The following is a 25,206-nucleotide window of genomic DNA, read 5'->3' as shown; positions in this document are numbered from 1 at the left end:
CGGTGCCGGCCGGCTCCGGCCGGCACCGACGGGCCGCGACCGGGCGGGACGGGCGGGCCGCGACCGAGGGGGACGGGCGTTCAGTCGGTGGCCAGGCGGGCGTGGCGTTCGACGTCGAGGCGCACGCCCTCGTCGCGGAGCTTGCCACGCTCGATGCCCTCCGCCCGGAACCCCGCCTTGGTCGCCACCCGGCACGACGCCGGGTTGTCCGTGCGGTGCCCCAGCTCCAGCCGGAAGAGCCCGCGCTCGCCGAACGCCCACCGGGCCAGCTCCTCGGTGGCCGCCGTCGCGATCCCGAACCCCCGGTACGCGGGCAAAACCCAGTAGGACACCCAGCCGTTGTCGTGGGCGTCGATCCCGGCCACGGCCACGTTGCCGACCACCGCGCCGCCCTCGACGGTCACCGCGAACGCGTGCCCGACGCCCGTCCAGGAGGTGATCCAGCCCACCGCGTCCTTGAGCGTGACGACGGGGAAGGACGACTGGCGGCGCAGGTCAGGCGTGCGGAACGCGCGCAGCACGGCCGGGGCGTCGTCCTCGCGCCACTCGCGAAGCCGGATGTCGACGGGGGTCACGCTGCCCGAGACTACCCCCGGCTCACGACGGCGCGATCTGGTGCTCCGCCTCGAACACGCTGACCAGCGGCCGGGGCGCGGTCAGGCACCACGCCTCGGCCGTCAGCTCGAACAGCTCGTCGATATCGATCTTGTCGAGATGGACCACGACCCACCCGAAGCGCCCCGCGGTGAACTGCACCTCGAACACCTCGGGCCGCTCGGCCACCAGCGCCAGCTGCTCCTCGATCGTGGCCTTGACCCCGACCGTCTCGGTCTTCTCCCACAGGTAGCCGAAGCCCTTGCCGTGGACCTTGAAGCCGACCCACTCCGGGCCGGGATGCTCGGTCACCTCCGGCAACCCACGGACCAGATCGAGGAACTCGTCGACGCTCACACCCATGCCGCCTGTCTACCAAACCCGACCGACAACTCCCGCCGGCTCAGCGGTAGTAGCGGACCTCGATGACGTTGCGGTCCGGGTCGGGGAAGAAGATGGTCTCGGGGGCGATGCCCTGGGCGCCGAAGGAGTTGGAGCCGGTGCCGGTGACCTCGACCCCGTGGTCCTTCAGCCGGACCTTGAGCGCCTCGAAGTCCTCCCTGCTCACCGACAGGCAGAAGTGGTTGATCTGGTGCCCGGCGCTGCCCGTCACCCCCGTGCCCTCCTCCACGCCCTTCGACACGTCCTGCGCCATCAGGTCGATGATCGTCTCCTCGGCGATCCGTACACTCGGGAACCCCGCTTCGCCCTCGCGGAACTCCTCCCCCCGGACCCCGGGCAGGCCCACCACCTGCTCGTAGAAGCGCAGGGCGGCAAGCTGGTCGGAGACCCAGAGAACGAGATGGTCCAGACGCGCATCCATGTAATAGATCCTCCATTCCCGTCCAATATCCGTTGCGCGCATGCCGCTGTCCAATTGGGGGCCTCCGGGACGGACGATCGTCCCCTGCTCGAAAGACGGGATTCACTCGGGCTTTCCCTGTCCCGGCGGGCGACCGATCGGTCATCATTTGTCCTGTGACGGTGACCGTGCGGACCGAGCCGATGCCCTTCGTCGTACGGGCCGCCAGGTTCGTCATGACGCTCCAGGTGGCGTTCGGCATGATGGGGCTGGTCTTCCTGGGCGGCGCGGCGTTGTCCGGCTTCGCGCCCGCCCTGCTCCTCCTGATCGCGTGGGAAGTGGCGTTCCTCTGGGCGGCCGGCTGGCTGATGGGGCGCTTCGGCGGCCGCAGGACGTGGGTGCCCTGGGCGGCCGTCGCCCTGGAACTGCTTGAGGTCGTCGTTTCCGTCGTGATCGACGTGGCCGACTCCGGCCGACTCGACCTGCTGGGGCTGCTCCCCCAGAACGCCGCCGGGCCGTTGCCCGTCGTCGTCCTGCTGCTGCTGCCGCCGTCCTGGCGCTGGTTCTCGCAGCGGAAGCGGACGGATGCCCCCTCTTGACAGGAATGGGCGAAGATCGTCCATGATCGGGCATGAACGCGTTGATCCGGGCGGCCCTCGTGGGGGCCGTCGTGGGGCTGGCACAGGCCGTCCTCGCCTTCCACGGCCCTGACGACGCCGCGGGCAACCTGCTGCTGATGTTGTTCGCGCCCCTTCCGGCCGGGATGTTGCTGGCCTGGTACGCCATGTTGCGCAACTGGTGGCTGGTGGCGTTGCTGGGGCAGTTCGCCCTGGTCGCGCTGCACGTCGGCCTGACCATGACCGCGCCCTTCTCCGCCCTCCTCGCCTTCGGCGCCTGGCGCGTCGGCCTGATCACCATGGCCACCGGGGCGTGCGGCTACGCGCTGGGAGCGGGGATCGCCCTGCCCGTCGCCACGCCCCTGCGCCTCTCGGCGGTCGGCGTGGCCGCGTCGGTGTTCCTGGCGGCCTGGTCGAACCACGACGTGACCGCGCTCGCCGCACAGGCGCAGGCCATGGCCGCCCGGAACGCCACGAACGTCGTGCCCGACCTGCCCGGTTTCCGGCTGACCGAGGTGGAGATCCACCACCCGGACCTCAGCCTCACGTACGAGCGCGCCGACGCCGCCACCGTCGCGGTCGATGTGCTGCCGGAGACGGTGTCTCCCGAGCACGCGTGCGAGCGGGAGGGCACCGACCCGGGACACATGACCTGCACGGAGGCGGCGCCGGACCTGTGGGTACTGAGGTACGACCACGGCAGGGTCGTCTTCACCGCCCGCGGGAACACCCTGCTGCGGATCGCCGCCGGCGACATGCCCGAGAAGCAGGTGCTCGCCGCCGCGCGCGCCCTGCGTCCCGTCGGCCTCTGGGAGCTGGCCGCGGCCGCGTACGAGCGACACTGATGCTGCGAGGCCGCCGGAAAGTGCTGAGAAATGCTGGATAGGCTCGGGTTCAGCGACGAGGAGGAGGTCGTCTACCTGGAGCTCCTGCGCCGCCGCCGGGTGACGATCCCCGAAGTGGGCGAGGCGCTGGACCTGCCGGCGACGGCCGTGACGGCGGCCGTGACCCGGCTCGTCGCGCTCGGCCTGGCCAGCCGCGACAACACCGGGCTGTACATGGCCGTGCCCCCCGACGTGGGCCTCGGCACGCTGATCGCCGAGCGTCAGGCCGCGTTGCAGCAGGTGCAGGGCAGGCTGGCCGAGCTGGTGGAGGTGTACCGCACGGGCGCGGCCTCCCCGGCGGGCGAGATCGAGGCGCTCACCACGCCGGAACAGCTCGCCACCTGGCTCGGGAACCTGGAACGCGGCGCCCGGCGGGAGGTGCTGGCCTTCTTCCGGCCTCCGTACGTGCTCGACGTCAGCCTCGACGACTCCACCAACGCCCTGGCCACCTACCGCTACGTGTACGAACGCGCCGCGCTGGACGACCCCAGGGCCCCGGCCGAGATCGCCAGGTTCCTGAAGGGCGGCTACGAGATCAGGATCGCCGCCGAGCTGCCCAGCAAGATGATCATCGTGGACCGGGAGGTCGTGCTGCTGCCCGTCCTGCCCGACCAGACGAGCGTGGAGCCGGGCTTCCTCCTGGTCAGGGGGCAGTCCCTGGTCCATCTTCTGGTGGCGTTGTTCGAGCGGGTGTGGCAGGCGGCGACCCCGCTGCGGCTCACCGCCACGAGTGTGACCGAAGGGGTCGCGGCCTGGGACGACACCGATGTCACGCTGATGACGTACTTGCTGTCCGGGATGCCGGACAAGACGGTCGCCAGCCGGCTCGGCACCAGCGAGCGCACCGTCCAGCGCCGGATCCGGCGGCTGATGAAGCTGGCCGGGACCGACAGCCGCATGCAGCTCGCCTGGTACGCGGCCCGGTCCGGCATGATCCCGCCGTGAGGGGCGCCCCCGCCGGGGACGCCCCTCACCTGGAACTACCGGCGCAGCTGGTACGCGCGGGTCACGGTCTGCTCGACGGTGCCGCCGTCGGCGTCGGTGGCCTGCACACGCAGCGACACGAACCCGCCGGGCTCGGCCGGGTTCCTGATCGTGCCGGTGAAGGCGCGCTCACCGGCCCCGGCGAGCCGTACCGGCTGCCAGGTCGCGCCGTCGTCGGCGGAGGTCCACAGGGCGGCCCGGGTGATGCGCGGCCCGGCCAGGCCCTTCGGGTAGCGCAGGCCGAGGCCGACGCGGGTGGGGGCGTTCGCGCGGGCGCTGTTGCTCTCGTCCACGTCGAGGTCGTAGTCGATCGACAGGACCGGCAGCAGGTCCTGGGCGGCCACCTGCTGCGAGTGGAACGTCCAGTCGGTGCGCACCTTGGTGGAGGTCGTCCAGAACGGCTGGTTCCGCTGCACGTCGGTCACCACGCGGTACTGGGCGCGTTCGGGCACCACCGGGAAGGCGACGGCCGCCGACGGCGCGGAGCCCAGCAGCTCGCCGTCGCGGTAGACCGTCGACTGCTCCTTGTCGGCGGAGGCGCGGAACAGGTACGTCTGGCCCGGCGCGGTGTCGAACAGCCCGCCCGCGTAGACCACGCCGACCGCGCCCTCGCGGACCGCCGACTTGTCCACCGCGGCCGGCAGCGCCGTGCGGACCACCGCCTTGTTCCAGTCGCGCGACACCCGCTGACCGGCCTTGAGCACGGACGGCGCGGTCTGCTGCCACGCCTGGCCGCCCTCCCAGACCGAGCCCACCTGCATCGACTCGAAGGTCCGCAGGTCGGCCGTGACGTACTCGGTGAGCGGCCGCGGCGTGATCAGCCGGGTGAAGACCGCGTAGGCCGTGCCCTGCATCGGCGAGACCAGCGCCCGGGCGTACCCGGCCTCCGTGGCCGGCGCAGAGGCGTGGAACGACGACTGCACGGTGGCCAGCTCGCCCTCGCGCACCTTGTACCGCTGGTCCGCCGGGACGCCGCCGTTGCGGTACTTGACCAGCTCGTAGGCGTACGGGCTCACCGCCGTGCCCGAGAGCCGGACCTGCAGCCTGCCCTTGGCCGCCGCCGCGGCCAGCCGGGCGCCCTGCTCGCCCGCGAGCGTCATCGCCGGGATCCTGGTCGGCGACGTGCTCCAGTTGTCGGCGCCCCAGTTGTCGGGCTTGTCGTTGTAGATGATGACCGCGCCCGCGCCCGCGGCGGCCGCGTTGTCGACCTGCTGCTGCGGCGTGATCTCGGCGCTGCGCTTGACCAGCGCGAGCCGTCCCCGGACCGGCTGCCCCGCGTAGTCCTCGGGACGCCCGGTCCCGGCGTCCGCGGCCCGCAGGACCTGGGCGCCGTCGATGCGCGCGGAGCCGGCCCGGCCCCGGAAATAGGCCGGCTCGATCGGCTCGGCCCCGGCGCCGAGGACCTGCGCCTTCAGCTCCGGCGCGGTGAGCGACCAGCCGACCCGGGACTCGAAGCGGCTGCTCGTGCCCTGGGACGGGACGGAGTACACCTTCGTCTCGCCGTTCATCCACTGTTCGAGGCCGTAGGCGCTGGTGCCGGCCGCGTTCTGGATCGCCAGGCCGAGCCGGACCCGGTCCGTCTGGTTCGGCTTCGGGGTGTCCATGGTGACCGGCCCTGCCTTGGCGCCGTCGAAGGTGACGGTCCGGTCGGAGTCGATGACCGCGCCCGGCTCGGCGCCGTAGGTGTACTCCCAGACCCGGTTCCCGTCGGCGGCGTAGTGGAAGATCTCCGCCATGAAGGCGTGCTCGCCCCGGGGCAGCCGGACCTTGGCGGTGCCGTCCGCGCCGATCAGGTAGCTGTCCGGAAGGGCCAGCCTGTCGAGGTTGATGTCGTGCACGACGGCGGCGCCGGTGGTCGGCCTGCCGTCCCGGTCGAGCACCTTGAGGGTGACGTCGAAGCGCTCCACGTCCCGGACGACGCCGACGGCCGTGGTCACGACCGTCTGGCCGTCGGCGGTGGTCGCGGTGACGTGCGCGCCGTGCGCCCCGGCCGGCACGGCCGAGGCGTCGACGGTGACGGCCGCCGACGCGGTGCCGTGCGCCGGAACGGTCACCGTCTGGGCGCCCAGGGTCAGCGCCGCGGCGGGCAGGTCCTCGCCGGCGCCCTTGGCGGCCAGGGTCAGGGTGACGGGCTGGTCGCCGTCGTTGACGTACTCGATCTGCTTGGTGGCCGGCCCTCCGGCGTCCCAGTCGACGAGCCTGAAGTCGATCACGCCGGAGCCCGAGACGGGCTGGCGTACGGCGCGGCTCACGTCCACCCGGCCGGCGCCCTGGCTGTGCACGGGGGTGCCGGCCGTCGTCCGCGCGGTGCTGACGAGCTGGTTCTTCAGCCTCGCGGCGGTCCAGTCGGGGTGCCGCTGCGCGAGGATGGCGGCGGCGCCCGCCACGTGCGGCGTGGCCATCGACGTGCCGCTCGCCGTGGTGTACGTGCCGTCCACGGGCGTGCCCATCGAGGTGCCCGCGGCGCGGGCGGCCACGATCTTGAAGCCGGGAGCGGTGATCTCCGGCTTGAGCGCCCCGTCACCGCCGCGGGGACCGCGGCTGGAGAAGCCGGTGATCGCGTCCGCCGAGTCGACCGCGCCGACGGTGAGCGCCGCGTCGGCCACGCCGGGCGAGCCCACCGTGGTCGCCCCCGGGCCGCTGTTGCCCGCGGCGATGGTGAACAGCACGCCCGTCTCGGCGGTCAGCTCGTTGACCGCCACGGCCATCGGGTCGGTGCCGTCGGCGCCCTCCTGGCCGCCCAGGCTCATCGAGACGACCTTCGCGCCCGAGTGGGCGGCCCAGTTCATCCCGTCGAGGATCCACGACTCCATGCCGGCGCCCTCGTCGGCCAGCACCTTGCCCACGATCAGCCGGGCACCGGGCGCCACGCCCTTGTACGTGCCGCCCGAGCCCGCGCCGCTGCCCGCGATCGTGGAGGCGACGTGCGTGCCGTGCCCGTGGCCGTCCTGCGCCGTCTCGCCGGGGACGAAGCTGCGGCTGTCGGCGATCCGGTCGGCCAGGTCGGGGTGCTTGGCGTCCACGCCGGTGTCCAGGACGGCGACCTTGACGCCGGTCCCGTCGTAACCGGCGGCCCAGGCCTCGGGGGCGCCGATCTGCGGCACGCTCTTGTCGAGCAGCGTCTTGACCTTGCCGTCCAGCCAGAGCTTCTCGATGCCGCCGGACAGCCGGGCCTTGGGCGTGCCCGCCTTGGCGGTGTCGTCGTCCACGGCCTCCCAGAACGCGCCGCCGCGCTTCTTGTCCGCGGCGACAGCCGCTCCCCGGATGCCGGGCAGGGACCGGGTGAGCCGGCCGCCGTCGGGCGGAGCGGCCTTGGCCAGGCCCTTGCCGGAGTAGCGGACGATGGTCGGGATCGACTCGCTGTGGGCGTCGTCGTACCCCTGGGCGATGAGCTGGGTGACGTTGAACAGCCGCTTGTCCACCTGGCCCGAGGCGACCAGCGGCGCGGCCTGGGTCGGCATCACGTATACGTCGGCGCCGACCGTGTAGGTGCGCAGGTCGCCGGCCGACCGTTCGCCGGGGGTGACGGTGACCGAGACGGGACGGCCGGCCTGGCTGGCCACGACGACCTCGTCCCCGGTGATGAGGGTGACCCGCGCGGTGGTGACCGACGACGCCGGGACGCCGGTGACTCCGCCGGTGACTCCGGGGGCGGGGGCCGTCGCGTCACCGTGGGCGCTTCCGGTGCCGGCCGCGACGAGCGTGGCGGCGAGGGCGGCGCTGAGCAGCGCCGCTCTACGACTGAATGGCATGGCGGTGGCTCTCTTTCTACCGGTTGGGGGGTTGCGCAACCGGCAGAACAAAGTTTCGCCAGAAAGGGACGTACACACCACGACTAGGCATGGCGGACAACCGACATGTCAGGTCGTCGCCACCGCCTGGGTCAGCAACGGTTGTCAAGGCGTCAGGTCGCGGGCGGTGCCCGCCGCGACCGCGCCCAGCTTGTCGGGGTTGGCGACGTTGTGGATGGCGGTGATGTGCCCGTCGGCGTCGAAGTCGAACGTCACGGTGGCGACCACCCGGCCCCGGCCGCTGAACACCACGCCGGGGCCGCCGTTGATCTCGGCCGGCTCGGCCCGCATGTCGCCCGGCTCGACGCCCTGGTAGGCGACCGTGCCGATCGCGGCGAACCACGCGGCCACCGTGTTCGCGCCCACGACCGGACGCAGCGCCTGGCGCACCTTGCCGCCCCCGTCGGTCCACAGGGTGACGTCAGGGGACAGCAGTTCCATGAGCGTGTTGATGTCGCCGCCGGTCGCGGCGGCCAGGAAGCGCCGCGTGACGTCCCGCTGCCGCGTCCGGTCCGCCGTGAAGCGCGGCCGCCGGGCCTGTACGTGCTCCCGCGCCCGATGCGCGACCTGGCGCACCGCGGCCTCGGAACGCTCCACCGCCTCGGCGATCTCGGCGTGGCTGAATCCGAAGACCTCCTTGAGCACGAACACCGCGCGTTCGAGCGGGCTCAGGGTCTCCAGGACCACCAGCATCGCCGTCGAGACAGAATCGGCGCCCGCGACGTCGTCGGCGGTGTCGCCGCTGGTCAGGATCGGCTCCGGCAACCACGGCCCCACGTACGTCTCGCGCTGGTACTGCGTGGACCGCAGCCGCTGCAGGGCCACGTTCGACACGATCCGCGCCAGGTACGCCTTCGGATCGGCCACCTGCGAACGGTCGTCGGCCGACCACCTGATCCAGGCGTCCTGGACCGCGTCCTCGGCGTCGGCCGCCGAGCCGAGCACGCGGTAGGCCACCGAGAACAGCAGCCTGCGATGCTCGTCGAAGACCCGCTGGTCCTGCTCCGAGTACGCGCGGCTCATCGCGCGGCGCCGATCCGGGTGAACCGGCCGCCACGCGGCCACAGCGCGCCGGAGACCGGCATCTTCTTCATGCGGAGGTACGTCGGCCAGGGTGCTGCGGTCACCGTCTCCTTATACCGTGCGGCCGTGCGACCGGTGAGATACACCCTGCGCGGGCTGTCGTCGGGGTGGGTGAACTGCACGACCCCGTCGTTGCGGCCGAGGCTCACCGGGGTGTGGTAGTAGCCGAAGCGGAACGGCTTGAGCCGCCGGCCGTCCAGGGCGCGCAGGATCGACACCGCGGCGTGCACGCCGGTCGGCATGCCGCTCTGGCAGGTGCCGTGCATGACGCCGTAGCCCTGGCGGATCGCGGCGGCGTCGCCGAGGGCGTACACGTCCGGGTGCGACACCGAGCGCAGGAAGGCGTCGGTGACGATCCGGCCGCGGTCGTCCACGGTGAGCCCGGCGGCCGCCGCCAGCGGCGGGACCCGCGTGCCGCTCGTCCACAGGACGACGTCGGCGGCGATGCTCTCCGCGTCCTTTCCGCACACCACCTCGACCGAGCCGGGCAGCACCTTCGTGACCTCGACGCCGCTGCGCACCCGGACGCCCAGCCGGGCCAGCGCCTTGCGCACGTACTCCCGCGGCCCGGCCGCCATGGCCGCGCCGGGCTCCTGCCTGCCGAGCAGCACGACGTCCAGCCCGGGGTGGCGCTCGGCGATCTCGGCGGCCGACTCGACGCCGGTCAGCCCGCTGCCGCAGACGGCCACCGTGCCACGTCCCAGGCGGCCCAGCCGGTCCAGCCGGACGGCCAGCGCCTCGGCGTCCTGGACGCTGTCCAGCGTGTAGGCGTGCTCCTCCACCCCCGGCACCGTCACCGTGTCGGCCACGCTGCCCAGCCCGTACACGAGGGTGTCGTAGTGCAGGACCTGGTCGTCGTCGATCCGCACACTCCTGGCCTGCACGTCCACGGCCGTCACCCAGCCGCGCACGAACCGCGCCCCGGTGCCCTCCAGCAGGTCCGGGATGCGCATCTCGGCGACCTGCTGCCCACTCGCCACGACGTGCATCCGCAACCGCTCGGTGAACCGCTCCTGCGGATTGACCAGGGTCACCCGGACGTCCGCCCGCCCCTTGGTCCGCGCCGCGAGCTGAACGGCCGCCGCCATCCCCGCATACCCCGCCCCCAGCACCAGGACGTGGTACGGAGCCTTGCCGTTCTCGCGCTGTGTGGTCATCATTGTGCCCTTTCATGCGGTGCGTCTGACCACGTGATGCGAACCCCCACCCCATCCGTGACACGGCCCCGCTGTGATCCGCGCCACACGCCCGGCGGCGGGTCTTCACGACTTGGCGCTGCCAGGAAGGTCAGGTCCGGCCGTTACGCCGGATGTAGGACCCGAAGGTCGAGCCGCTGCAGGGCAGGCGCATGCCCGTCGCGATCAGAGCGTCCACGAGGTTCCCTGCGGCGACCTCGTTGAGCTTGCCGTCCTGGGTGGCGCGGGCGAGCAGCCACAAGGTGCCGTGCACGTCAAGGCCGTGCGCCCGCCCCACGGTCACGGCCTCGCGATCGTCCGTGACGGCGATGCCCCGGGCCAGCTCCGCCGCGGAGAAGACGCTGGCCTCGCCGAGGTTGCGCTCAGCCGACCCGATGCGCTGCGCCCACTTCATGAAGCACCTGAGCTCCTCCAGCGAGTCGAGCCGCGCCAGCCCCAGCCAGTCTGCGTCCAGCACCGTACGAAGGAGGGGATGCTCCTCCATCCCCGCTCGGATCTCTTCCCGGACGACATGCGTGGTCAGGCACGCGGTGCCGGCCAGAAGGTCGCGCAACACGTCGAGGCGCTCGGCGCGGGCGAAATGGTTCAGGCACATCGCGTCGAACACCAGGACGGGCTCCGGGCCAGGGTCGCTCACAGCTCGCAATCCGTGTCCTCGCGCACCGGCAGGTCGCCTGCCACGATCTGGCCGCGCATGAGCTCGACCGCACGGGACTCCGTTATGAGCGATCTCTTGAACGCTTCCAGCACGGCATGCGCGAAGCTCGGGGGAACTCGCACCGCCTCCAGGTCGGGCTGGGGCGCCCAACCGACCGCCTCCATCAGCTCCGCCCGGGTGGGGTTCCTCCGGCGCATCTCTTTGGCGACGCCTCTGGTGACGGCTCCGGCCTCCACCGCCTGCCGTACGGTCAAAGACCAGGACGCCCTGAACCGGGCCGCGAGAACCACCAGATCCTCACGCCTCGCTCCCCCGTCCGTCCGGGCCGCCGCGCGGAACGCTTCGACGGGAAGCAGAAGTTCGGCGGCGAACGCGTCAATGACCGCTTCTCTGTCGTCACGGGAGGCGTGGACGCCGATGTCGGTCGAGTATTCGTCTCCGACGATCAGATGCCCCAGCTCGTGGGCCGCGGTCGCGCGCCGGCGGCCGGGATCGCCGTGCTTGCTGACGACCGCCACGGCCACGTCGCCGTCAATCAGTGACGCGCCTTCACCCGGCACTTCGACAACCGCGACCAACTGCCCGAGCCGCTCGCACACGCTCATGAGCGAATCGATGGGTTCGGCCCCGTGCCCCAGGCGCTCTCGCACCCACAGGGCCGCGCGGCGGGCACCCGCAATATCCAGAACCGGCTCCGGGCAGCGCCCTGTTTCGGGAGGACTGAACACTCCGAGGTCCACAAGCTGCCGAATGTCGGCCAGCCACGTGGAGAGCGCCACCTCCAACCGGTGAGACTGCCGGGACGCGTCGGTCACCGTGTCGTCGGCCAGCTCAGCGCGCCGGGACACCACCAGTGGGGTCGGATCGAGGAAATAGCTCAGAGGAACCCGGAGAACCGCCGACAATCGGGCCAGTTCGAGCGCGTCGACCCGGCGGACGCCTCTCTCGATCTTCGCGATCATCGTCCGGTCGAGCTTCAGCTCCGAGGCCAGCTCCTCCTGGGACATGTCGACGGCCATGCGGCACTCGCGTACGCGCTCGCCGATGTCCAGCCACTCTCCCGGCTCCTTCATAGTGCGATAATCGCACACATACAGATGAGGACGCGAGGCCGGAAAGTCGAATGCCGGCAATCATCGCTCCAATAAACATTCATCCGCCTATTCGCACTTACGCCCGATTACATGACCCTTTCGGCGAACGAAGTCGCCTCCGATGGCATCCAACTGTTCATGATCGGCGTGACGCTCTCCCTCCTGCTGGCCCTGTCGCCGGCGGCCGTGACCGAGATTCCGAAGAACTTCCTGTTCACCGAGCGCCAGGCGCGCGTGCCGCTGAGCCCGGACGACGCCGCCGAGCAGGGATACAAGATCAGCGACAGGCTCACCGCGCCCCTTCGAGCTGAACCCGTGCGGGCACCGGCGTGCCGTCGACCGGGGCCGCACTGCCGCCCGCACGATCACCTACTGGAGCAGCGCGCCCAGCAACTCGGCCGAGCAGCTCGTCCTCTACAAGAGCCCGCGGGCCGCCCGTGCCGCGCTCGCCGGCCTGCGCGCCGAGGCCGCGCGGTGCGCGCGCAAGGGTGACCCGTCGGCGCCCACGCTCAGGATCCAGTGGCGGACGACCAAGGTGAAGGCGGGGGACGAGGCCGTGGGCATGGGCTACCGGACCCTGCAGGACGGCGACGTGGACCAGACGATCACCGGGGTCGTCGCGCGCAGGGGCAGCGCGCTGATCCTCTACCGGACCGACGAGGGCGACTACGACCCCGGCCGGCTCACCAAGAACGCCAGGAAGATGGCCGTCAAGGTCTGCGGCCTGCCCGGCGTCTGCTAGCCGGCCCGGCGCGCGGACCACCGGTCCAGCAGGACGGGGACGACCGTGAGCGCGGCCAGCCCCGCGCCGATCCACGGAACGGCGGCGACCCCCGCCCCCGCGTCCAGCACGACGGCGGCCAGCACCGGCACGAGGCTGATGCCCAGCTGGAAGGCCGAGACGGTGGTGGCCCCGGCGAGCGTCGGCGCCCCCGACGCGATGGCGAACACCCGCCCGTAGATGGCCGGGTTCAGCACGAACCCGGCGACGCCGAGCAGCAGCACCAGCGGCACGACGGCCGCGACGTGCCGTCCGAGCACGGCCAGCAGCACAGAGCAGGCCGCGATGCCGAGCGCCCCGGCCAGGAGCGCGTGGGTGGGCAGCCGGTCGGCGATGCGGCCCCCGACCGACAGTCCGGCGAAGGCCCCCACGCCGAACAGCGTGAGGATCACCGGCACCCACACGCCGGGCACGCCCGTGACCTCCGTCAGGAACGCCGCCAGGTAGTTGTAGGAGATCATGTAGGCCGCGGTGCTCAGCAGGGTGACGGCGTACACGATCCACAGCTGCGGCCGGCGCATCGTGCGGAGCTCGCCGCGGACGCCCGCCTGCCCGTGCCCGCCGGTGGCGGGCAACGCCACGAGCGTCAGGACGGCGCCGGCGACGGTGAGGGCGGTCACGGCCCAGAAGCCGCCGCGCCACCCGGTGAAGTAGCTGATCATCGCCCCGGCCGGCCCGCCCGCGATCATCGCCAGGCTCAGCCCGCTGACGACCACCCCGGACGCGCGGGCGGTGCGGTCCGCCGGGACCAGCCCGATCGCGGTGACCGCCGCCACCGCCCAGAACCCCGCGTACGCCAGACCGGAGAGAAAGCGCGTGACCAGCAGCACCGGATAGCCGTCGGCGAGGATGCCGATCGCCACACAGGCGGCGAAGACCGCCTGCGTGGCCACCAGCGTCGTCCGGCGCGGCCAGCGGAGGGTCATGACGGCCAGCGGCGGCCCGCCGATCACGACGCCCGCCGCGAACGCCGAGATCAGCCCGCCGGCGGAGGCCAGCGTGATCCGCAGGTCCGCGGCCACGGCCGGCAGCACCCCGGCGAGCAGGAACTCCGCGCTGCCCATCGAGAACAGGCTGAAGGACAGCAGGTAGACCCCCAGCGGCAGCCTGCCGCGGGCGACCGCCGCCCGCCCGGCGGCCGTGGCGCTCATCGGTCCGCCCCCGCTTCGCGCAGGGCCGAGGCGAGGTACTGGTCGGCTGCCAGGCTCTCCACGATCGGGGTGACCATTTTGCACGGACGGCACCAGGCCGCCCAGAACTGGATCAGAACCGAACGTTCCGCCTCCAGGACGCGTTCGGTGAGGTTCTGCTCGGTGACGCTGCGCACCGGGCCGGCAACATGCACGGACATGACGAAGTCTCCTCGCACGTGGGGGCTAGCGAACCGGGACGGACGTCGCGCGGCGCCGCTCGACGGCGTCCCGCACCTCTTCGTCCAGCAGGTCGGCGTTGACGGCGAACGCGGCGGCCGAGCCCATCCCCGCCGCCGTGACGACCTGCGCGCGCGGGTCGACGACGTTGCCCGCCGCCCAGACCCCGGGCACGCTGGTCCGTCCCGTCCGGTCGGTGACGACCCAGCCGGCGTCGTCCTTGTCGCAGCCCAGACGGGTGAGCACCTGGTCCTGCGGCACCATGCGCGGGGACAGGAACACGGCGGCGCGCGGCAGCACCCGCCCGTCGGTGAGCTCGACGCCACGCAGCCGTCCGTCCTCGACGACGAGGTGGTCGATCGGGCCCTCGACGATGCGCACGCCGCGGGCCTCCAGACGGTCGCGGTCCTGCGGCGTCAGGTCGAGGGTGTGGGCGAGGAAGACGACGTCGTCGCTCCACTGGCGCAGCAGCAGGGCCTGGTGGACCGCCCCCGGATGCGTGCCGAGCACCGCCAGCGCCTGGTCGCCGACCTCGTGGCCGTGGCAGTAGGGGCAGTGCAGGACGTCCTTGCCCCACCGCTCGCGCACGCCGGGGATGGCGGGCAGCTCGTCGGACAGGCCGGTGGCGACCAGGAGGCGGCGGGCGCCGAGCACCGGGCCGCCCGCCAGCCGCACCGCGAACCCCGGTTCGACCTCCTCCACGCGTCCCCGGAGGAGCCGCACGCCGTACCGGTCGATCTCGGCCCGGCCGAGCTCCAGCAGGGTCGCGGGCGGCAGGCCGTCGCGGGACAGGAAGCCGTGCATGTGCGCGGCCGGGGCGTTGCGCGGCGCGCCCGCGTCGACCACGGCCACCTTGCGCCGCGCACGACCGAGGAGCAGGGCCGCGCTCAGTCCGGCCGCCCCCGCGCCGACCACCACCACGTCGTATTCGGTGTCCTTGCTGTTCGTCGCCGTCGTCATGGCGATCACCTCCGGCCCCGATGCTGCGATCCGGCACGCGGGAACGACAACTTCTGTTGCCATTTCTGGGAAATCGGAGGTGGAATGGGCCCCATGGAGCAGCAATCCCGGATCGACGCCACGCTGGCCCAGGTCGGCGCCCGGCTCAGGCACCTCCGCACCCAGCGCGGCGTGACCCTGTCGGCCCTGGCCGAGGCCACCGGCATCTCCAAGAGCACGCTCTCGCGGCTGGAGGCGGGGCAGCGCCGGCCCAGCCTGGAGCTGCTGCTGCCGATCGCGGAGGCGCACCAGGTGCCGCTGGACGAGCTCGTCGGCGCGCCGGAGGTCGGCGACCCGCGCGTCCGGCTCAAGCCGGTGGTCCGCAACGGCCGGACCGTGCTGCCCCTGACCACCCAGCCCGGCCCGCTGCAGGCGTGGAAGTCGGTCATCCCCGCCGACCAGAACCAGCCGCAGCCCGTCACGCACGAGGGATATGAGTGGATGTACGTGCTCTCGGGACGCGTCCGCCTGATCGTGGGCGACCACGACCTGGTCATGGGGCCCGGCGAGGCCGCCGAGTTCGACACCCACCTGCCCCACTGGTTCGGCCCCGCGGGCGATCATCCGGTGGAGGTGCTCAACCTGTTCGGACGGCAGGGCGAACGCATGCACATGCGCGCCCGGCCGCGCCCCCGGCAGCCGTCCTAGCGGTGTCCGGTCACTGGCTGGTGCAGCGGGTGGGCCGCACCACGATGACCACCCTGCGCTCGGCGTCGCCGACCGGCCGCGCGTAGTCGAGGCCGTACCGCCCGGCCAGCACGTCGAAGAAGTCACCCTGGGGGTCGGGTTCGACCCGCTCGACCGTGCCCCGCACCTCCAGGTAGCGGTACGGCTGCTCGGGATCGTTGACCGAGATCGCCACGTGCGGGCGGGCGCTCGCGTTGCGCCCCTTCTGCCGGTCGTACGTGGTGGTGAAGCGCAGGAACTCGCCGTCCCAGATGGTCCACACGGGCGTCACCTGCGGGGTGCCGTCGGGCATCAACGTCGCCAGATGGACGTACAGGGGACGGGTCAGCAGGTCGAGATGGCTCTCCGGAATCACAGACATGCGTGGCACACTATCAAAGCTTTTATGCTCATAAGAGCTTTGAGTTCCTGCCGACTTGTAGGCTCCAGGCATGGACATGCCCCCGGAGGAGCGGCTCGGCCTCGACGTCAAGCGCGCCGAGCAGCGACTCATGGCGGCCAAGCACGCCGCGGTCAAGACCGCCGGACTGACCGTGCCCCAGTACGCCGCCCTCCTCGCCCTCGACGCCAACCCGGGCATCTCCGCCGCCGCCCTGGCCAGGGCATGCCTGGTCACGCCGCAGGCCATGAACGTCGTACTGAAGAACCTGCTCGAACACGGCCTGATCGAACGTTCCCCCCATCAGTGGCACCGCACCATGCTCGAAACCCACCTCACGGACGCCGGCCGCGAAGCTCTGCGGGTGGCGGACGAGGCAGCCGTGATCATCGAACGCCGCATCTCCGCCGCCTTCACCCCCGAGGAACGCACCACCCTCCGCACCCTCCTCACCCGCTTCACCGACGCGATCTGACCGGCCGCCAAGCCGCTCATCCAGCCGGGGATCCATGGGGCCCGTCCGCAACGGCCCTGCCAAGGATCAGATCCGCCATCCGCAGCAACCGGTCGACGTACGTCCGCCCCTTCCGGTCACGCGCTCGGTCACCGCTCTACGCGAAGGCTCACCTGTGACCCCAGCTCGCGGAACCCGAGAGCCCGGGCCACCCGCCGCGACGCCTCCGGACGCGCTCGCCACTGCGGCAGCAACCCCGCACCGAGCGCGTCGGCCACAGCCGCCGACGCCACCGTCCGAGCCAACCCCCGTCCCCGAAACCCCTCGGCAGTCAGTACGGACACATGCGCCGCCATATCCGACCACGCCTGATATCCGGCGGCGGCGACCACCTCACCGCCCTCCGCCCGAACCACCCAGACCGCCGAACCGACCTCCGCCAGCCCGCTCTCGTCGGCATCCTGCTCGCTCACCGCCGCCAGCAGCCCGCCGACGTCCCGATCCCCCACCGCCAGCCGTTCGACCTCTGCCCCGGCATGGCAGGGGACGAACTCCTCGGCATCGACGTACGCGAGCGTCGCCGGCCCCAAGACCTCGCGCACCTCCAGCCGCTCGAACAGCCCCTCAGACAGCCCGTCGGACAGGCGCTCGGAAAGCCGCGGAAGATCGACGCCGTCCTCGCCGAAACCGCCGCGCAGGGCCCGGCGCAACGGCTCGACCAACCCGGCATCAGGCACCGTGACGAGCGCCCCGCCGTCCAGCACGACGATCCCCGTCCACCCAGGCGGACACAACCCCGACCCGCGGGAGACCACCACCGCAACCTCGCCACGCCCGGGCACGCCAGGCACCCCAGCCAACCCGGCCCACAACCGCCCCGCCGATTCCCGCACCACACTCCATGATCGGCTGTCCGGGCAGCCGGCGTCCACGGAGTTACGACGACTCCAGCACGCGGGATGGTCGATGCCCAGCAGTGAGACCTGCAATACCGAGGTGCGGTCGCGAAGGCGCCCAGCTCTCTCATCGAGCATGAACGCCCTCGTGAACCACACCTTCGCCACAGCTAGGGCTTGGCACCAATCATCTAGTTGCTCTCTGGCCGTTGCCGAGTGCCGGGGCGGCGCAGGAGGCTGCAACGCGGCAGGCCACACTGCGGAACGGCGTCATGGGCGTTGATGTGGTGCCGCAGCCCGGTGATCTCGTCCACCAGGGCCTCGTAGTCTTGTCTCAGCTCAGCCTGGAAGGTGGCGAGTTCGGTCATCATCAGAACGATGCTGATCATGGTGAGGTCTTCCGCGGTGCGGGTGCTCGTCTCGAGCGCCTTGACGCGTAGCATCACCTCGAGGATCTCCGCCTCTAGGTTCACGGCTCCTGCCTGTTCCACGCAGGGAAGAAGATGCCGCACCGGTGGCCCGGCGCGTGCTCTGACGGGAGCACAGTGACAGATGGAAGGCAAAGAAGCCGAGCCCCGGTCCGACACGAGGTGTGGTTCTTTCTCCCACCACCACGCGTCTTTCCTCCCGGGGATGCGGTTTCTCACCAGCTCCTCGACCACAAACACTGCCGAACAGCCGGAAAGCGGGATAAGCAAACAGGCACACGGATCTACAGCCGGCTCGCGCCCGTCACCGACGCTCACCGCCCGGGCCACGCCCCGCACGTCTCAGGCCCGTCCCGGCCAGAGGCACTCAACCTCGCCGAGCCCCTTCGGGCCAGATCACCCGGACGGACATCCCCCGCCGCCGGGCCTCGGCCACCACGTCAGCCGTGCCGCCATGACCTCGGGCCGGCTGCCCGTCCCAGACGGCGACCAACACATCGGCGTCATCCAGCATCCGCTCACTGGCCGCCATGTGCGACTCCGCGGTGGACTCCACGAACTCCAGCCTGTGAGCCCGCCGTGCCCGGCCCAGCAGCTCGTCGTACGCGGCACGGCACTCGCCCGGCAGCCCGTCCCGATACCGCTCGGCCGGGATCACGACCTCCAGCGCACCGCCGAGATCGAGCACCGCGCGAGCGAAGATCTGATCGGCCCCGTCCGCCAGGCAGGACAACCCACGGAGGCCGGGAAGATACTCCGCAAGAGCCTCACGTATCGCCCGATCGACCAGGGCAGCGGTCTCTCCCGCCAAACCCCTGTGCCCGGACACAGCGACGCGCACCGTGATCAGGACACCATCCAGATGTTCGCGCACCGGCACCCAGTTCCCCCTTACAGGTGGAACCAGTGAATCCGCCGACAAGTCGTACAGACGAAGCAGGTCGCGTCCCGGTTGGCCCAGTCCAGGCCCATGAAACTCATTCCGGTCGTCTGCAGCTTCCACTGACGGGACTCGAAGATCTCACTCTGGCACGTGTCGCACCTGAGGTTCTGCCCGTGCGGGAGCCTTACGGTGTTGGCCTCATCCATGTTCACGATGCTATGCGAAATGATCCACCAGTAACGAGGCACTTTCCAAGACGGAGCCTTTGTCTTTCGACTCCCCCGCATTTCTGCTTGTCCCGGCCGGCCAGGTGAGGCGCACCGGCCGACCGAGATTGTCGGCGCCGGACTCTATGCTTCCTGCCCACGTCGGACGCGGTCTTCCTCGCAGGATGGCTCATGGATTGGACGACGAAAGGCACACGATCTTTCCCCGTTGCTTTCCTGTATCGTCTGCGGTATCACGACCGAGAAAGTGACTGAAAAGCGCTGCTCATATGGCCTGCGGCACCCCCGATCCGGCCGTACTGAAAACACGAGCACCCCTTCCAGCACTCGCTGAAAGCTGACTCGAATCGAGGAGGAGTTGAAGGACCATGGGTGACTACTTCGAACGGATCGTCGATGTCGAGGTGACCGGCCAAGAGGCTGAGTCGCTCGCAGAGCGGGTGGTCGACTGGATGGTCACCGAGGGACTGATCACACACGAAAGGTCCAGCGACGGCATGTACAGCCTGCAAGTGGACGACGGATACACAGCCGGCCCCAACTGGGAACGGGCAGTGGCTGACTCCTCGGATTCGTCCTGGATACCGGGCCCGGTGGCGGTCATCGTCGGACGGGATTCCCACGTCGGAGGCCAGGGAATGAGCGAGGCGGACTCCGCGACCTGCCCACGATGTGACGCGACCACCGTGATCATCGACTACCCGAACGCGTGGGAGGCGGACCAGGCGGCTTGGCGGCCGTTCAGTGACGGCATCGACACCTGGAAGGAGACTGGCGAAGGGAGTGTCACCTGCCCCTCATGCAGGGCCTCCGTCCCGGTCACCGAGTGGCAGTTCGGTTCCGGTTTCGACCTCGGGGCACTCGCAATCGACTTCTGGGGCTGGCCACCTCTCAGCGTCAGCTTCCACAAGGAGTTGAGCCAGCAACTGGGACACCGCATAGAGGTACAGTCAGGCAAGTTCTAGCGATCAACCGGGCGACGACCACCCTCACGAGCAGCCGCCGATACCGCCCGCGTCCTGGCACGCCCTGGAGGCTTCACCTCTTCCAACCAACCGAGGCCGAGGAACGAATCCACCTACGGCGGCCAGAGCTGCACGTGCTCCGACGCAGCAACCCCAGCCGAAGCGTTCACCCGGAGGACGGAGTGCAAGGCGCGCCGTACCCTCACCCTGATCTGCCGGTAGCACCCAGCTTCACGAAGCGATGACCGCCTACTCCGCGTCCTTCGGGTGTCGAGGTGATGCGTAGATCACCCAGACGGTACGAGCGGTGTCATCGATGACATACCGCACGCGCCCCCCACTGGTGATCTCAAACTCCCATTGCTCCAGATCCTTGCCGTTGTGACGATGGGACGCGAGATCGCCACGTAGACGATGTTGTCGATCACGACTGGCACCCGTGCGCGGATCAAGGCGCAAGATCTCGTAGCAACGACGGGTATTGGCCAACGCATGGCGGCACAGCTCTTCCCAATCGCGGACAGCTTCTCCGGTACCGAACCGGACATCCCATTCGTCATCAGGGGGCGGGACCGTAACGCGGTCACCCCTCTTCGGGCTCATACGAAACCCGCACCGGCCCGAAGTCGCCGCTCGTGGCCTTACGAGCCTCGGCATAGTGGCCAGGATCCGCCTTGATCCTCGCAGTGGCTCGCCAGCCCGCTATGACCTCTTGGCTGGTGGCGTCGACATCCAGTTCAGCCGCATCCGAGAGCGCCTCCATCAGTTCCCGCGTGAAGGCACGCAGTTCGGTGGACGACAGGTGGCGGACCCACGGGAAGACCTCTGGCATGGCGATGACCAGGGCGCGCGCGGTGGGATCGTGCTTGATCAACGCAAGAAACAACCGCGAGGCGGTGGCCAGCGTCCGTTCCCGCTCTTCTTCACGATCAGCTGCGGTGAGATAGAAGTCCGGAGCGTCTCGGTGCGTGACACGTACCCGTCCAAGACGTGCGGCCCGTTCCGCAACCGCTCGCGGATTCCTGGACAGATCAGAGAAGGTCACTGCGTCGGCATGACTAGTGCTCACTCCCGCAGTCTATGTCAGAACACAATCTGATGTCCGCCGTCAGTCCCGAAGCGGGCGGCAATGCCGCCGAAGGCCCTCACGCACATCGATGCCGCCAGGAATCAGCCGACCGTCCGCGACGCCATGCGGACGAGCCTGGCGCCCGACCGCTCACCCAGATGTACGACGCCACGAAGAACGCCGACGAGGACATGACACAGGCGCTGGTCGTACCACTGAAAGCCCGGCAGAACAACGCCAAGCGGGCCGCCCATGCGCCGAAGCTCCTCCAGAAGCAGGGGGCCGACTGATGGACAGTCAAACCACTGACCCGCGGCCCACCTAACCTCCCCAGGCGCAGTAGCAGTACGGCGGTCACATCGAGCCCCTCACGTCGCTGGAGCGCCTCCACGACGCGAGTGAGGCGAGCGCCGCCAGGTATGCAGAAGTGACTCCGGACAGGGCAGCGGAGCGTCCGTACGGATCGTCCGCGCCACCAACCGGACCGCTGCGCCCTCGACAAAGCGGCGCATGCGTTGAGCCATCTAGCGAACGGATGGTTGCCCTGGGCGGGGGACACGGTCGTAAGTAGGCGCTCCTCTCCAGACAACGCCCCGCCCACGCCCACCGCTGAGCCACAGGCGGGGGGCTGATCTACTCTCCCGACGATACGAAGCCCACAGGACAGGTGACTCCGGTGCCGCCGATGCCGCAGTAGCCGTTGGGGACTTTGTACGGGTACTGCTGGTGGTAGCGCTTTGCTTCAGGCGATGGATGCGCGACCTAATGAGGCTTGGACCGGTACTCAGCCCACGTGTCGACCGCCTCTTCAAGGTCAAGGGCGGCAACATCCTCACGCGCCATACCAACCGTGTAGATCAGGCGGTCCGCGAGCCAATCTGGAACGGGTTCCCTGGGAGATGCCTTCTCCACCCGAATGTGGTCGGCCAGCGCGCCGAGGCGTTCGATCACCTGGCCGAGCTGGATGATCTCAGGCCGGCCTGTACCAGCCTCCCGGACCCTCGCTGTCGCCTCCTCGTACACTTCGGCGTCGGCACGTTCACCGACAGCCCACACCTCGCAGATCTCCACTGACTTGTCCTCGGTGATGCGGTAGACGACACGCCAGGTGTTGCGACCGACCACCAGCTTCCGGAAACCGGTCAGTTCCCCGCCAAGCGGATAACCAGCTTCAGGGTTGTCCAGCAGGAGAAGGATCTTCTTGAGCACCTTGGGTGCCGCGTCTGGGCCGATCCGCCGAAGGTCGTCGACCGCCGGCGCCGTGAAGGCGACGTCGGACACGATTCACTCATCGTCCGGGATGGCGGACAGCGACTCGCGAGTGTGCCCGAAGGCGGCAAGCACCTCATCGAGTGAGACCCGCTCCCCCGTGTCCGTAACCGACCGGGCGAGCACCAGCGCCAGATCACGCAGATCAGCCGCCGCTTCCTCCAGCTCATTGAGCCGGCGGATACTCACCACCGCCGCCACTGGCTGACGCCGACGGGTGACCACCAGATCAGTCCCCTGCTCCGCATCAGCCACCAGGCGGGCAACCCCTCGCTGGGCCGCCTCTGTGACGCTCAGCTCAGTAGCGTCGTGCAGAACAGTCATACATTAACTGTATATCTATCTGCACAGAAGTGCGATGCTTGGGCCCGCGTTCGGCTCACGCCTCGCCGGACGTCAGGCCCACCGGGCAGGCGACGCCCGTGCCACCGATCCCGCAGTACCCGTTGGGCACTTTAAAGAGATATTGCTGGTGATAGTCCTCGGCGTAGTAGAAGGGCTTGGCCGGGGCTATTTCGGTGGTTATGGTGCCGTAGCCGGCCTGGGTGAGGACCTGCTGGTAGGCGGCGCGGGACGTCTCCGCCGCCTTCTCCTGCTCCGGCGAGTGGTAGTAGATCGCCGACCGGTACTGGGTGCCGGTGTCGTTGCCCTGCCGCATGCCCTGGGTCGGGTCGTGGTTCTCCCAGAAGACCTTCAGCAGCTCCTCGTACGACACCTGGGCCGGGTCGAACACCACCCGGACGGCCTCGGTGTGCCCGGTAAGGCCGCTGCAGACCTCCTCGTACGTCGGGTTGGGCGTGTAGCCGCCCTGGTAGCCCACGGCGGTCGTCACCACCCCCGGCGTCTGCCAGAACTTGCGCTCGGCCCCCCAGAAGCAGCCCAGCCCGAAGTCGGCCACCTCCAGGCCCGAGGGGTACGGCGGGGCGAGCGGGGCGTCGAGAACCGCGTGCCGCGGGGGCACGGGCATCGCCTCCGAGCGACCCGGCAGAGCGTCCTCGGGACGGACCATCGATGTCTTGTTGCCGCCGAACAGCCAGCCCATCGTGCCACCTCCATCAGGTGTCTCTACCCTACGCAAGCGCCGCGGGCGGCGGTGTGGCGTGGGTAGCGGGATTGCGCCTACACAACGCCCGAACAGTTAAGGATGCCTAAACATTCCCGTATAGTGACACACATTTGTATTTAAGCTGGTAAGGCCCGAAAATGGGTTACATGCCTGACCTTCGGCGCGGTGTACTGTTCGGGATCGCCGCCTACACCATGTGGGGGCTCTTCCCCCTGTACTGGCCGCTGCTCAAACCGTCCGGAGCCGTGGAGATCCTGGCTCATCGGATGGTCTGGTCCCTGGTCGCCGTCGCCGTCGTGCTGGCCGTGCGCCGGCACTGGAGCTGGTTCAGGGAGCTGGCCCGGCAGCCGCGCAAGCTCGTCCTGCTGACGATCGCCGCCCTCGTCATCACCGTCAACTGGGGCACCTACATCTACGCGGTCAACACCGGCCACGTGGTCGAGAGCGCCCTCGGGTACTTCATCAACCCGCTGGTCAGCGTGCTGTTCGGGGTGCTGGTGCTGCGGGAGCGGCTGCGTCCGCTGCAGTGGACGGCGGTCGGGTTCGCGGCGCTGGCGGTGGTCGTGCTGACCCTGGACTACGGCAGGCTGCCCTGGATCGCGCTCACGCTCGCCGTCAGCTTCGGCGTGTACGGGCTGGCCAAGAAGCAGGCCAACGTGGCCGCCACCGAGAGCCTGGCCGTCGAGACGCTGGTGCTGCTGCTGCCGGCGCTCGGATACCTGATCTATCTGGAGTTCGCGGGGCAGGCCACGTTCGGACAGGAAGGCGTCGGGCACGCGCTGCTGCTGATCGGGGCCGGGATCATCACGGCCGTGCCGCTGATCTGCTTCGGCGCCGCGGCGATCCGGGTGCCGCTCAGCACCGTCGGGGTGCTGCAGTACATCGCGCCGATCCTGCAGTTCGTGGTGGGGGTGACGATCGCCGGCGAGGTCATGCCGCCCAGCCGGTGGATCGGGTTCTCGATCGTGTGGCTGGCCCTGGCCATCTTCACCTACGACAGCCTCCGGGCGGCACGGACGGCCGCCCGGGTCAGGCGGTCAGCCCGAACGCTCGACCACGTAGTCGCAGAGAGCTAGGAAGGCCGCCCTGGCCGGGATGTCGGGCAGGGCGGAGAGGTCGACGCGGGCCCGGTCGACCCAGGCGGTCAGCTCGGCGCGGGCCCGCTCCATGGCCGGGTGGGCCCGCAGCAGGGTGAGCGCCTCCTCCACGTGCTCCTCCGGCACCGGGCCGGACAGCAGCTCGGTCAGGCGCGACTGCTCGCCGCTGGTGAGCGCGTAGAGGACCGGCAGGGTACGGACGCCCTCGCGCAGGTCGGTGCCGGGGGTCTTGCCCGACTGGGCGCCCGAGGAGGCCACGTCGAGCAGGTCGTCGCCGAGCTGCCAGGCCACGCCGACGGCCTCGCAGGCGCGGCTGAGCCGCTCCTCGACGTCGGCGGGGGCGCCGGACAGCAGCGCGCCGAAGCGGCCGGAGGCCGCGATGAGGGAGCCCGTCTTGTCGGCCAGGACGCTCAGGTAGTGGCCCACGGGGTCCTCGCCGTCGCGCGGGCCGACCGTCTCGCGGATCTGCCCCTGGACGAGGCGGGAGAACGTCTGGGCCTGGATGCGGATCAGCTCGGGGCCGAGGTCGGCCAGGAGGTCCGAGGCCTGGGCGAACAGGTAGTCGCCGGTGAGGATCGCCACGGTGTTGTCCCACCGGGCGTTGGCCGAGGGCGAACCCCGGCGCACCGGGGCCTCGTCCATGACGTCGTCGTGGTAGAGCGAGCCCAGGTGGGTCAGTTCGATGACCACCGCGCCGGGCACGACACCCGGCGCGGACGGGTCGCCGAACTGGGCCGCGAGCAGCACCATCAGCGTGCGGAACCGCTTGCCGCCCGCCTCGATGAGGTGCTTGGACGCCTCCGTGACGAAGGCGTCCTCGCTCTCCACCGACGAGCGCAGGAGCTTCTCGACCGCGGCCAATCCGGTGGCCACGTCCTGCGCCAACCGTTCGTCCTCAATGGGAAGGTCAACCACGGGTGGCGCAGACATACG

The 25,206-nt window shown here is 70.4% G+C and carries 30 protein-coding genes; 10 read left to right on the top strand and 20 right to left on the bottom strand.

The window, feature by feature from the left end; genetic code table 11:
- Positions 1 to 80: 80 nt before the first annotated feature.
- Genes ACFYYW_RS24950 through ACFYYW_RS24940 form a run of 3 tightly spaced genes read right to left on the bottom strand, consistent with a single transcriptional unit; the run spans position 81 to position 1,417 of the window.
- Entirely contained in the window at positions 81 to 575 is a 495-nt protein-coding gene (locus tag ACFYYW_RS24950) for a GNAT family N-acetyltransferase (RefSeq protein ID WP_387651897.1), read from the bottom strand.
- Between the two features lie 22 nt (positions 576 to 597).
- Positions 598 to 957 (bottom strand): MmcQ/YjbR family DNA-binding protein, encoded by a 360-nt coding sequence (locus ACFYYW_RS24945; protein ID WP_352322209.1) that lies wholly within the window; start codon positions 955 to 957, stop codon positions 598 to 600.
- A gap of 40 nt (positions 958 to 997) precedes the next feature.
- The gene (locus tag ACFYYW_RS24940; protein WP_387651894.1) at positions 998 to 1,417 is read right to left on the bottom strand and encodes a VOC family protein; all 420 of its coding nucleotides are present in this window, start codon (positions 1,415 to 1,417) and stop codon (positions 998 to 1,000) included.
- Positions 1,418 to 1,572: 155 nt separating this feature from the next.
- Between ACFYYW_RS24940 and ACFYYW_RS24935 the strand changes: the two genes are divergently transcribed.
- The 3 genes from ACFYYW_RS24935 to ACFYYW_RS24925 are packed head-to-tail and all read left to right on the top strand — an operon-like array spanning position 1,573 to position 3,842.
- A complete protein-coding gene (locus ACFYYW_RS24935) occupies positions 1,573 to 1,995 on the top strand; it encodes a hypothetical protein (protein ID WP_387651891.1) in 423 nt (140 codons plus the stop codon).
- 32 nt (positions 1,996 to 2,027) lie between these two features.
- The gene (locus ACFYYW_RS24930) at positions 2,028 to 2,858 is read left to right on the top strand and encodes a hypothetical protein (protein ID WP_387651888.1); all 831 of its coding nucleotides are present in this window, start codon (positions 2,028 to 2,030) and stop codon (positions 2,856 to 2,858) included.
- A 30-nt stretch (positions 2,859 to 2,888) separates the two neighbouring features.
- Entirely contained in the window at positions 2,889 to 3,842 is a 954-nt protein-coding gene (locus ACFYYW_RS24925) for a helix-turn-helix domain-containing protein (protein WP_387651885.1), read from the top strand.
- Between the two features lie 35 nt (positions 3,843 to 3,877).
- Here the strand turns inward: ACFYYW_RS24925 and ACFYYW_RS24920 are convergent, their stop codons facing one another.
- The 5 genes from ACFYYW_RS24920 to ACFYYW_RS24900 form a co-directional block, all read right to left on the bottom strand.
- Positions 3,878 to 7,633 carry a S8 family serine peptidase gene (locus tag ACFYYW_RS24920; protein WP_387651882.1) on the bottom strand — a complete coding sequence of 1,252 codons (3,756 nt, stop codon included), beginning with the start codon at positions 7,631 to 7,633 and terminating at the stop codon, positions 3,878 to 3,880.
- A gap of 144 nt (positions 7,634 to 7,777) precedes the next feature.
- A complete protein-coding gene (locus ACFYYW_RS24915) occupies positions 7,778 to 8,695 on the bottom strand; it encodes an RNA polymerase sigma-70 factor (protein ID WP_387651880.1) in 918 nt (305 codons plus the stop codon).
- Positions 8,692 to 9,915 (bottom strand): NAD(P)/FAD-dependent oxidoreductase, encoded by a 1,224-nt coding sequence (locus tag ACFYYW_RS24910; protein WP_387651877.1) that lies wholly within the window; start codon positions 9,913 to 9,915, stop codon positions 8,692 to 8,694. Before ACFYYW_RS24910 ends, ACFYYW_RS24915 begins: the two co-directional genes overlap by 4 nt.
- Before the next feature lie 127 nt (positions 9,916 to 10,042).
- On the bottom strand, positions 10,043 to 10,588 hold the full coding sequence (locus tag ACFYYW_RS24905) for a DUF3368 domain-containing protein (RefSeq protein WP_387651874.1): 546 nt from the start codon (positions 10,586 to 10,588) through the stop codon (positions 10,043 to 10,045).
- The gene (locus ACFYYW_RS24900) at positions 10,585 to 11,682 is read right to left on the bottom strand and encodes a helix-turn-helix domain-containing protein (protein WP_387651871.1); all 1,098 of its coding nucleotides are present in this window, start codon (positions 11,680 to 11,682) and stop codon (positions 10,585 to 10,587) included. The genes ACFYYW_RS24905 and ACFYYW_RS24900 overlap by 4 nt, the downstream gene beginning before the upstream one ends.
- Before the next feature lie 111 nt (positions 11,683 to 11,793).
- On the opposite strand from ACFYYW_RS24900, the gene ACFYYW_RS24895 reads away from it, so the two are divergent.
- Both ACFYYW_RS24895 and ACFYYW_RS24890 read left to right on the top strand, forming a co-directional pair.
- On the top strand, positions 11,794 to 12,195 hold the full coding sequence (locus tag ACFYYW_RS24895) for a hypothetical protein (protein WP_387651868.1): 402 nt from the start codon (positions 11,794 to 11,796) through the stop codon (positions 12,193 to 12,195).
- A gap of 43 nt (positions 12,196 to 12,238) precedes the next feature.
- On the top strand, positions 12,239 to 12,445 hold the full coding sequence (locus tag ACFYYW_RS24890) for a hypothetical protein (protein ID WP_387651866.1): 207 nt from the start codon (positions 12,239 to 12,241) through the stop codon (positions 12,443 to 12,445).
- On the opposite strand, the gene ACFYYW_RS24885 is transcribed toward ACFYYW_RS24890, so the two are convergent.
- Genes ACFYYW_RS24885 through ACFYYW_RS24875 form a run of 3 tightly spaced genes read right to left on the bottom strand, consistent with a single transcriptional unit; the run spans position 12,442 to position 14,814 of the window.
- Complete coding sequence (locus ACFYYW_RS24885; RefSeq protein ID WP_387651863.1) at positions 12,442 to 13,635, bottom strand: MFS transporter; 1,194 nt, start codon at positions 13,633 to 13,635, stop codon at positions 12,442 to 12,444. The two genes, ACFYYW_RS24890 and ACFYYW_RS24885, sit on opposite strands and share 4 nt — an antisense overlap.
- The gene (locus tag ACFYYW_RS24880; protein ID WP_387651860.1) at positions 13,632 to 13,835 is read right to left on the bottom strand and encodes a thioredoxin family protein; all 204 of its coding nucleotides are present in this window, start codon (positions 13,833 to 13,835) and stop codon (positions 13,632 to 13,634) included. Before ACFYYW_RS24880 ends, ACFYYW_RS24885 begins: the two co-directional genes overlap by 4 nt.
- A gap of 25 nt (positions 13,836 to 13,860) precedes the next feature.
- Positions 13,861 to 14,814, bottom strand: a complete 954-nt coding sequence (locus tag ACFYYW_RS24875; RefSeq protein ID WP_387651858.1) for an NAD(P)/FAD-dependent oxidoreductase — start codon at positions 14,812 to 14,814, stop codon at positions 13,861 to 13,863.
- A 93-nt stretch (positions 14,815 to 14,907) separates the two neighbouring features.
- Here ACFYYW_RS24875 and ACFYYW_RS24870 point away from each other — a divergent pair, with 93 nt between their 5' ends.
- A complete protein-coding gene (locus ACFYYW_RS24870; protein ID WP_352322189.1) occupies positions 14,908 to 15,501 on the top strand; it encodes an XRE family transcriptional regulator in 594 nt (197 codons plus the stop codon).
- Positions 15,502 to 15,511: 10 nt separating this feature from the next.
- On the opposite strand, the gene ACFYYW_RS24865 is transcribed toward ACFYYW_RS24870, so the two are convergent.
- Positions 15,512 to 15,901 carry a PPOX class F420-dependent oxidoreductase gene (locus ACFYYW_RS24865; protein WP_387651856.1) on the bottom strand — a complete coding sequence of 130 codons (390 nt, stop codon included), beginning with the start codon at positions 15,899 to 15,901 and terminating at the stop codon, positions 15,512 to 15,514.
- Between the two features lie 70 nt (positions 15,902 to 15,971).
- Between ACFYYW_RS24865 and ACFYYW_RS24860 the strand changes: the two genes are divergently transcribed.
- On the top strand, positions 15,972 to 16,394 hold the full coding sequence (locus ACFYYW_RS24860; protein ID WP_387651854.1) for a MarR family winged helix-turn-helix transcriptional regulator: 423 nt from the start codon (positions 15,972 to 15,974) through the stop codon (positions 16,392 to 16,394).
- 128 nt (positions 16,395 to 16,522) lie between these two features.
- On the opposite strand, the gene ACFYYW_RS24855 is transcribed toward ACFYYW_RS24860, so the two are convergent.
- The 3 genes from ACFYYW_RS24855 to ACFYYW_RS24845 form a co-directional block, all read right to left on the bottom strand.
- A complete protein-coding gene (locus ACFYYW_RS24855; RefSeq protein WP_387651851.1) occupies positions 16,523 to 17,407 on the bottom strand; it encodes a GNAT family N-acetyltransferase in 885 nt (294 codons plus the stop codon).
- A 53-nt stretch (positions 17,408 to 17,460) separates the two neighbouring features.
- The gene (locus tag ACFYYW_RS24850; protein WP_352322182.1) at positions 17,461 to 17,760 is read right to left on the bottom strand and encodes a hypothetical protein; all 300 of its coding nucleotides are present in this window, start codon (positions 17,758 to 17,760) and stop codon (positions 17,461 to 17,463) included.
- 304 nt (positions 17,761 to 18,064) lie between these two features.
- On the bottom strand, positions 18,065 to 18,577 hold the full coding sequence (locus tag ACFYYW_RS24845; protein ID WP_387651848.1) for a hypothetical protein: 513 nt from the start codon (positions 18,575 to 18,577) through the stop codon (positions 18,065 to 18,067).
- A 598-nt stretch (positions 18,578 to 19,175) separates the two neighbouring features.
- Between ACFYYW_RS24845 and ACFYYW_RS24840 the strand changes: the two genes are divergently transcribed.
- Positions 19,176 to 19,772 (top strand): hypothetical protein, encoded by a 597-nt coding sequence (locus ACFYYW_RS24840; RefSeq protein ID WP_387651845.1) that lies wholly within the window; start codon positions 19,176 to 19,178, stop codon positions 19,770 to 19,772.
- Between the two features lie 583 nt (positions 19,773 to 20,355).
- On the opposite strand, the gene ACFYYW_RS24835 is transcribed toward ACFYYW_RS24840, so the two are convergent.
- The gene (locus ACFYYW_RS24835; protein ID WP_387651843.1) at positions 20,356 to 20,817 is read right to left on the bottom strand and encodes a hypothetical protein; all 462 of its coding nucleotides are present in this window, start codon (positions 20,815 to 20,817) and stop codon (positions 20,356 to 20,358) included.
- A 35-nt stretch (positions 20,818 to 20,852) separates the two neighbouring features.
- On the opposite strand from ACFYYW_RS24835, the gene ACFYYW_RS24830 reads away from it, so the two are divergent.
- On the top strand, positions 20,853 to 21,131 hold the full coding sequence (locus tag ACFYYW_RS24830) for a hypothetical protein (RefSeq protein ID WP_387651841.1): 279 nt from the start codon (positions 20,853 to 20,855) through the stop codon (positions 21,129 to 21,131).
- Between the two features lie 472 nt (positions 21,132 to 21,603).
- Here ACFYYW_RS24830 and ACFYYW_RS24825 read toward each other — a convergent pair whose 3' ends face one another.
- The 3 genes from ACFYYW_RS24825 to msrA are packed head-to-tail and all read right to left on the bottom strand — an operon-like array spanning position 21,604 to position 23,152.
- Positions 21,604 to 22,122, bottom strand: coding sequence for a type II toxin-antitoxin system RelE/ParE family toxin (locus ACFYYW_RS24825; RefSeq protein WP_387651838.1), 519 nt, complete (start codon positions 22,120 to 22,122; stop codon positions 21,604 to 21,606).
- Between the two features lie 3 nt (positions 22,123 to 22,125).
- Positions 22,126 to 22,434 (bottom strand): type II toxin-antitoxin system prevent-host-death family antitoxin, encoded by a 309-nt coding sequence (locus ACFYYW_RS24820; RefSeq protein WP_237103413.1) that lies wholly within the window; start codon positions 22,432 to 22,434, stop codon positions 22,126 to 22,128.
- A 55-nt stretch (positions 22,435 to 22,489) separates the two neighbouring features.
- On the bottom strand, positions 22,490 to 23,152 hold the full coding sequence (msrA, locus tag ACFYYW_RS24815) for a peptide-methionine (S)-S-oxide reductase MsrA (protein ID WP_387651835.1): 663 nt from the start codon (positions 23,150 to 23,152) through the stop codon (positions 22,490 to 22,492).
- A 170-nt stretch (positions 23,153 to 23,322) separates the two neighbouring features.
- Here msrA and rarD point away from each other — a divergent pair, with 170 nt between their 5' ends.
- The gene (rarD, locus tag ACFYYW_RS24810) at positions 23,323 to 24,252 is read left to right on the top strand and encodes an EamA family transporter RarD (RefSeq protein WP_387651832.1); all 930 of its coding nucleotides are present in this window, start codon (positions 23,323 to 23,325) and stop codon (positions 24,250 to 24,252) included.
- Here rarD and ACFYYW_RS24805 read toward each other — a convergent pair.
- Positions 24,214 to 25,203, bottom strand: a complete 990-nt coding sequence (locus tag ACFYYW_RS24805; RefSeq protein WP_352322500.1) for a polyprenyl synthetase family protein — start codon at positions 25,201 to 25,203, stop codon at positions 24,214 to 24,216. The two genes, rarD and ACFYYW_RS24805, sit on opposite strands and share 39 nt — an antisense overlap.
- Between the last annotated feature and the right edge of the window lie 3 nt (positions 25,204 to 25,206).

Source organism: Nonomuraea sp. NPDC001831, from assembly GCF_042892035.1.
Classification (GTDB): domain Bacteria; phylum Actinomycetota; class Actinomycetes; order Streptosporangiales; family Streptosporangiaceae; genus Nonomuraea.
The sequence above is the reverse complement of the archived record's forward strand: the minus strand, read 5'-3'. Positions and strand labels throughout refer to the sequence as shown.

What these genes read in the sequence shown, in the direction of transcription:
- ACFYYW_RS24885 (WP_387651863.1), bottom strand. Translation starts at nt 13,635, where the DNA reads ATGAGCGCCACGGCCGCCGGGCGGGCGGCGGTCGCCCGCGGCAGGCTG.
- ACFYYW_RS24880 (WP_387651860.1), bottom strand. Translation starts at nt 13,835, where the DNA reads ATGTCCGTGCATGTTGCCGGCCCGGTGCGCAGCGTCACCGAGCAGAAC.
- ACFYYW_RS24875 (WP_387651858.1), bottom strand. Translation starts at nt 14,814, where the DNA reads ATGACGACGGCGACGAACAGCAAGGACACCGAATACGACGTGGTGGTG.
- ACFYYW_RS24930 (WP_387651888.1), top strand. Translation starts at nt 2,028, where the DNA reads ATGAACGCGTTGATCCGGGCGGCCCTCGTGGGGGCCGTCGTGGGGCTG.
- ACFYYW_RS24860 (WP_387651854.1), top strand. Translation starts at nt 15,972, where the DNA reads ATGGACATGCCCCCGGAGGAGCGGCTCGGCCTCGACGTCAAGCGCGCC.
- msrA (WP_387651835.1), bottom strand. Translation starts at nt 23,152, where the DNA reads ATGGGCTGGCTGTTCGGCGGCAACAAGACATCGATGGTCCGTCCCGAG.
- ACFYYW_RS24820 (WP_237103413.1), bottom strand. Translation starts at nt 22,434, where the DNA reads ATGACTGTTCTGCACGACGCTACTGAGCTGAGCGTCACAGAGGCGGCC.
- ACFYYW_RS24945 (WP_352322209.1), bottom strand. Translation starts at nt 957, where the DNA reads ATGGGTGTGAGCGTCGACGAGTTCCTCGATCTGGTCCGTGGGTTGCCG.
- ACFYYW_RS24910 (WP_387651877.1), bottom strand. Translation starts at nt 9,915, where the DNA reads ATGATGACCACACAGCGCGAGAACGGCAAGGCTCCGTACCACGTCCTG.
- ACFYYW_RS24900 (WP_387651871.1), bottom strand. Translation starts at nt 11,682, where the DNA reads ATGAAGGAGCCGGGAGAGTGGCTGGACATCGGCGAGCGCGTACGCGAG.
- ACFYYW_RS24925 (WP_387651885.1), top strand. Translation starts at nt 2,889, where the DNA reads ATGCTGGATAGGCTCGGGTTCAGCGACGAGGAGGAGGTCGTCTACCTG.
- ACFYYW_RS24915 (WP_387651880.1), bottom strand. Translation starts at nt 8,695, where the DNA reads ATGAGCCGCGCGTACTCGGAGCAGGACCAGCGGGTCTTCGACGAGCAT.
- rarD (WP_387651832.1), top strand. Translation starts at nt 23,323, where the DNA reads ATGCCTGACCTTCGGCGCGGTGTACTGTTCGGGATCGCCGCCTACACC.
- ACFYYW_RS24895 (WP_387651868.1), top strand. Translation starts at nt 11,794, where the DNA reads ATGACCCTTTCGGCGAACGAAGTCGCCTCCGATGGCATCCAACTGTTC.
- ACFYYW_RS24920 (WP_387651882.1), bottom strand. Translation starts at nt 7,633, where the DNA reads ATGCCATTCAGTCGTAGAGCGGCGCTGCTCAGCGCCGCCCTCGCCGCC.
- ACFYYW_RS24870 (WP_352322189.1), top strand. Translation starts at nt 14,908, where the DNA reads ATGGAGCAGCAATCCCGGATCGACGCCACGCTGGCCCAGGTCGGCGCC.
- ACFYYW_RS24840 (WP_387651845.1), top strand. Translation starts at nt 19,176, where the DNA reads ATGGGTGACTACTTCGAACGGATCGTCGATGTCGAGGTGACCGGCCAA.
- ACFYYW_RS24805 (WP_352322500.1), bottom strand. Translation starts at nt 25,203, where the DNA reads ATGTCTGCGCCACCCGTGGTTGACCTTCCCATTGAGGACGAACGGTTG.
- ACFYYW_RS24855 (WP_387651851.1), bottom strand. Translation starts at nt 17,407, where the DNA reads ATGCTCGATGAGAGAGCTGGGCGCCTTCGCGACCGCACCTCGGTATTG.
- ACFYYW_RS24830 (WP_387651841.1), top strand. Translation starts at nt 20,853, where the DNA reads ATGTCAGAACACAATCTGATGTCCGCCGTCAGTCCCGAAGCGGGCGGC.
- ACFYYW_RS24940 (WP_387651894.1), bottom strand. Translation starts at nt 1,417, where the DNA reads ATGGATGCGCGTCTGGACCATCTCGTTCTCTGGGTCTCCGACCAGCTT.
- ACFYYW_RS24865 (WP_387651856.1), bottom strand. Translation starts at nt 15,901, where the DNA reads ATGTCTGTGATTCCGGAGAGCCATCTCGACCTGCTGACCCGTCCCCTG.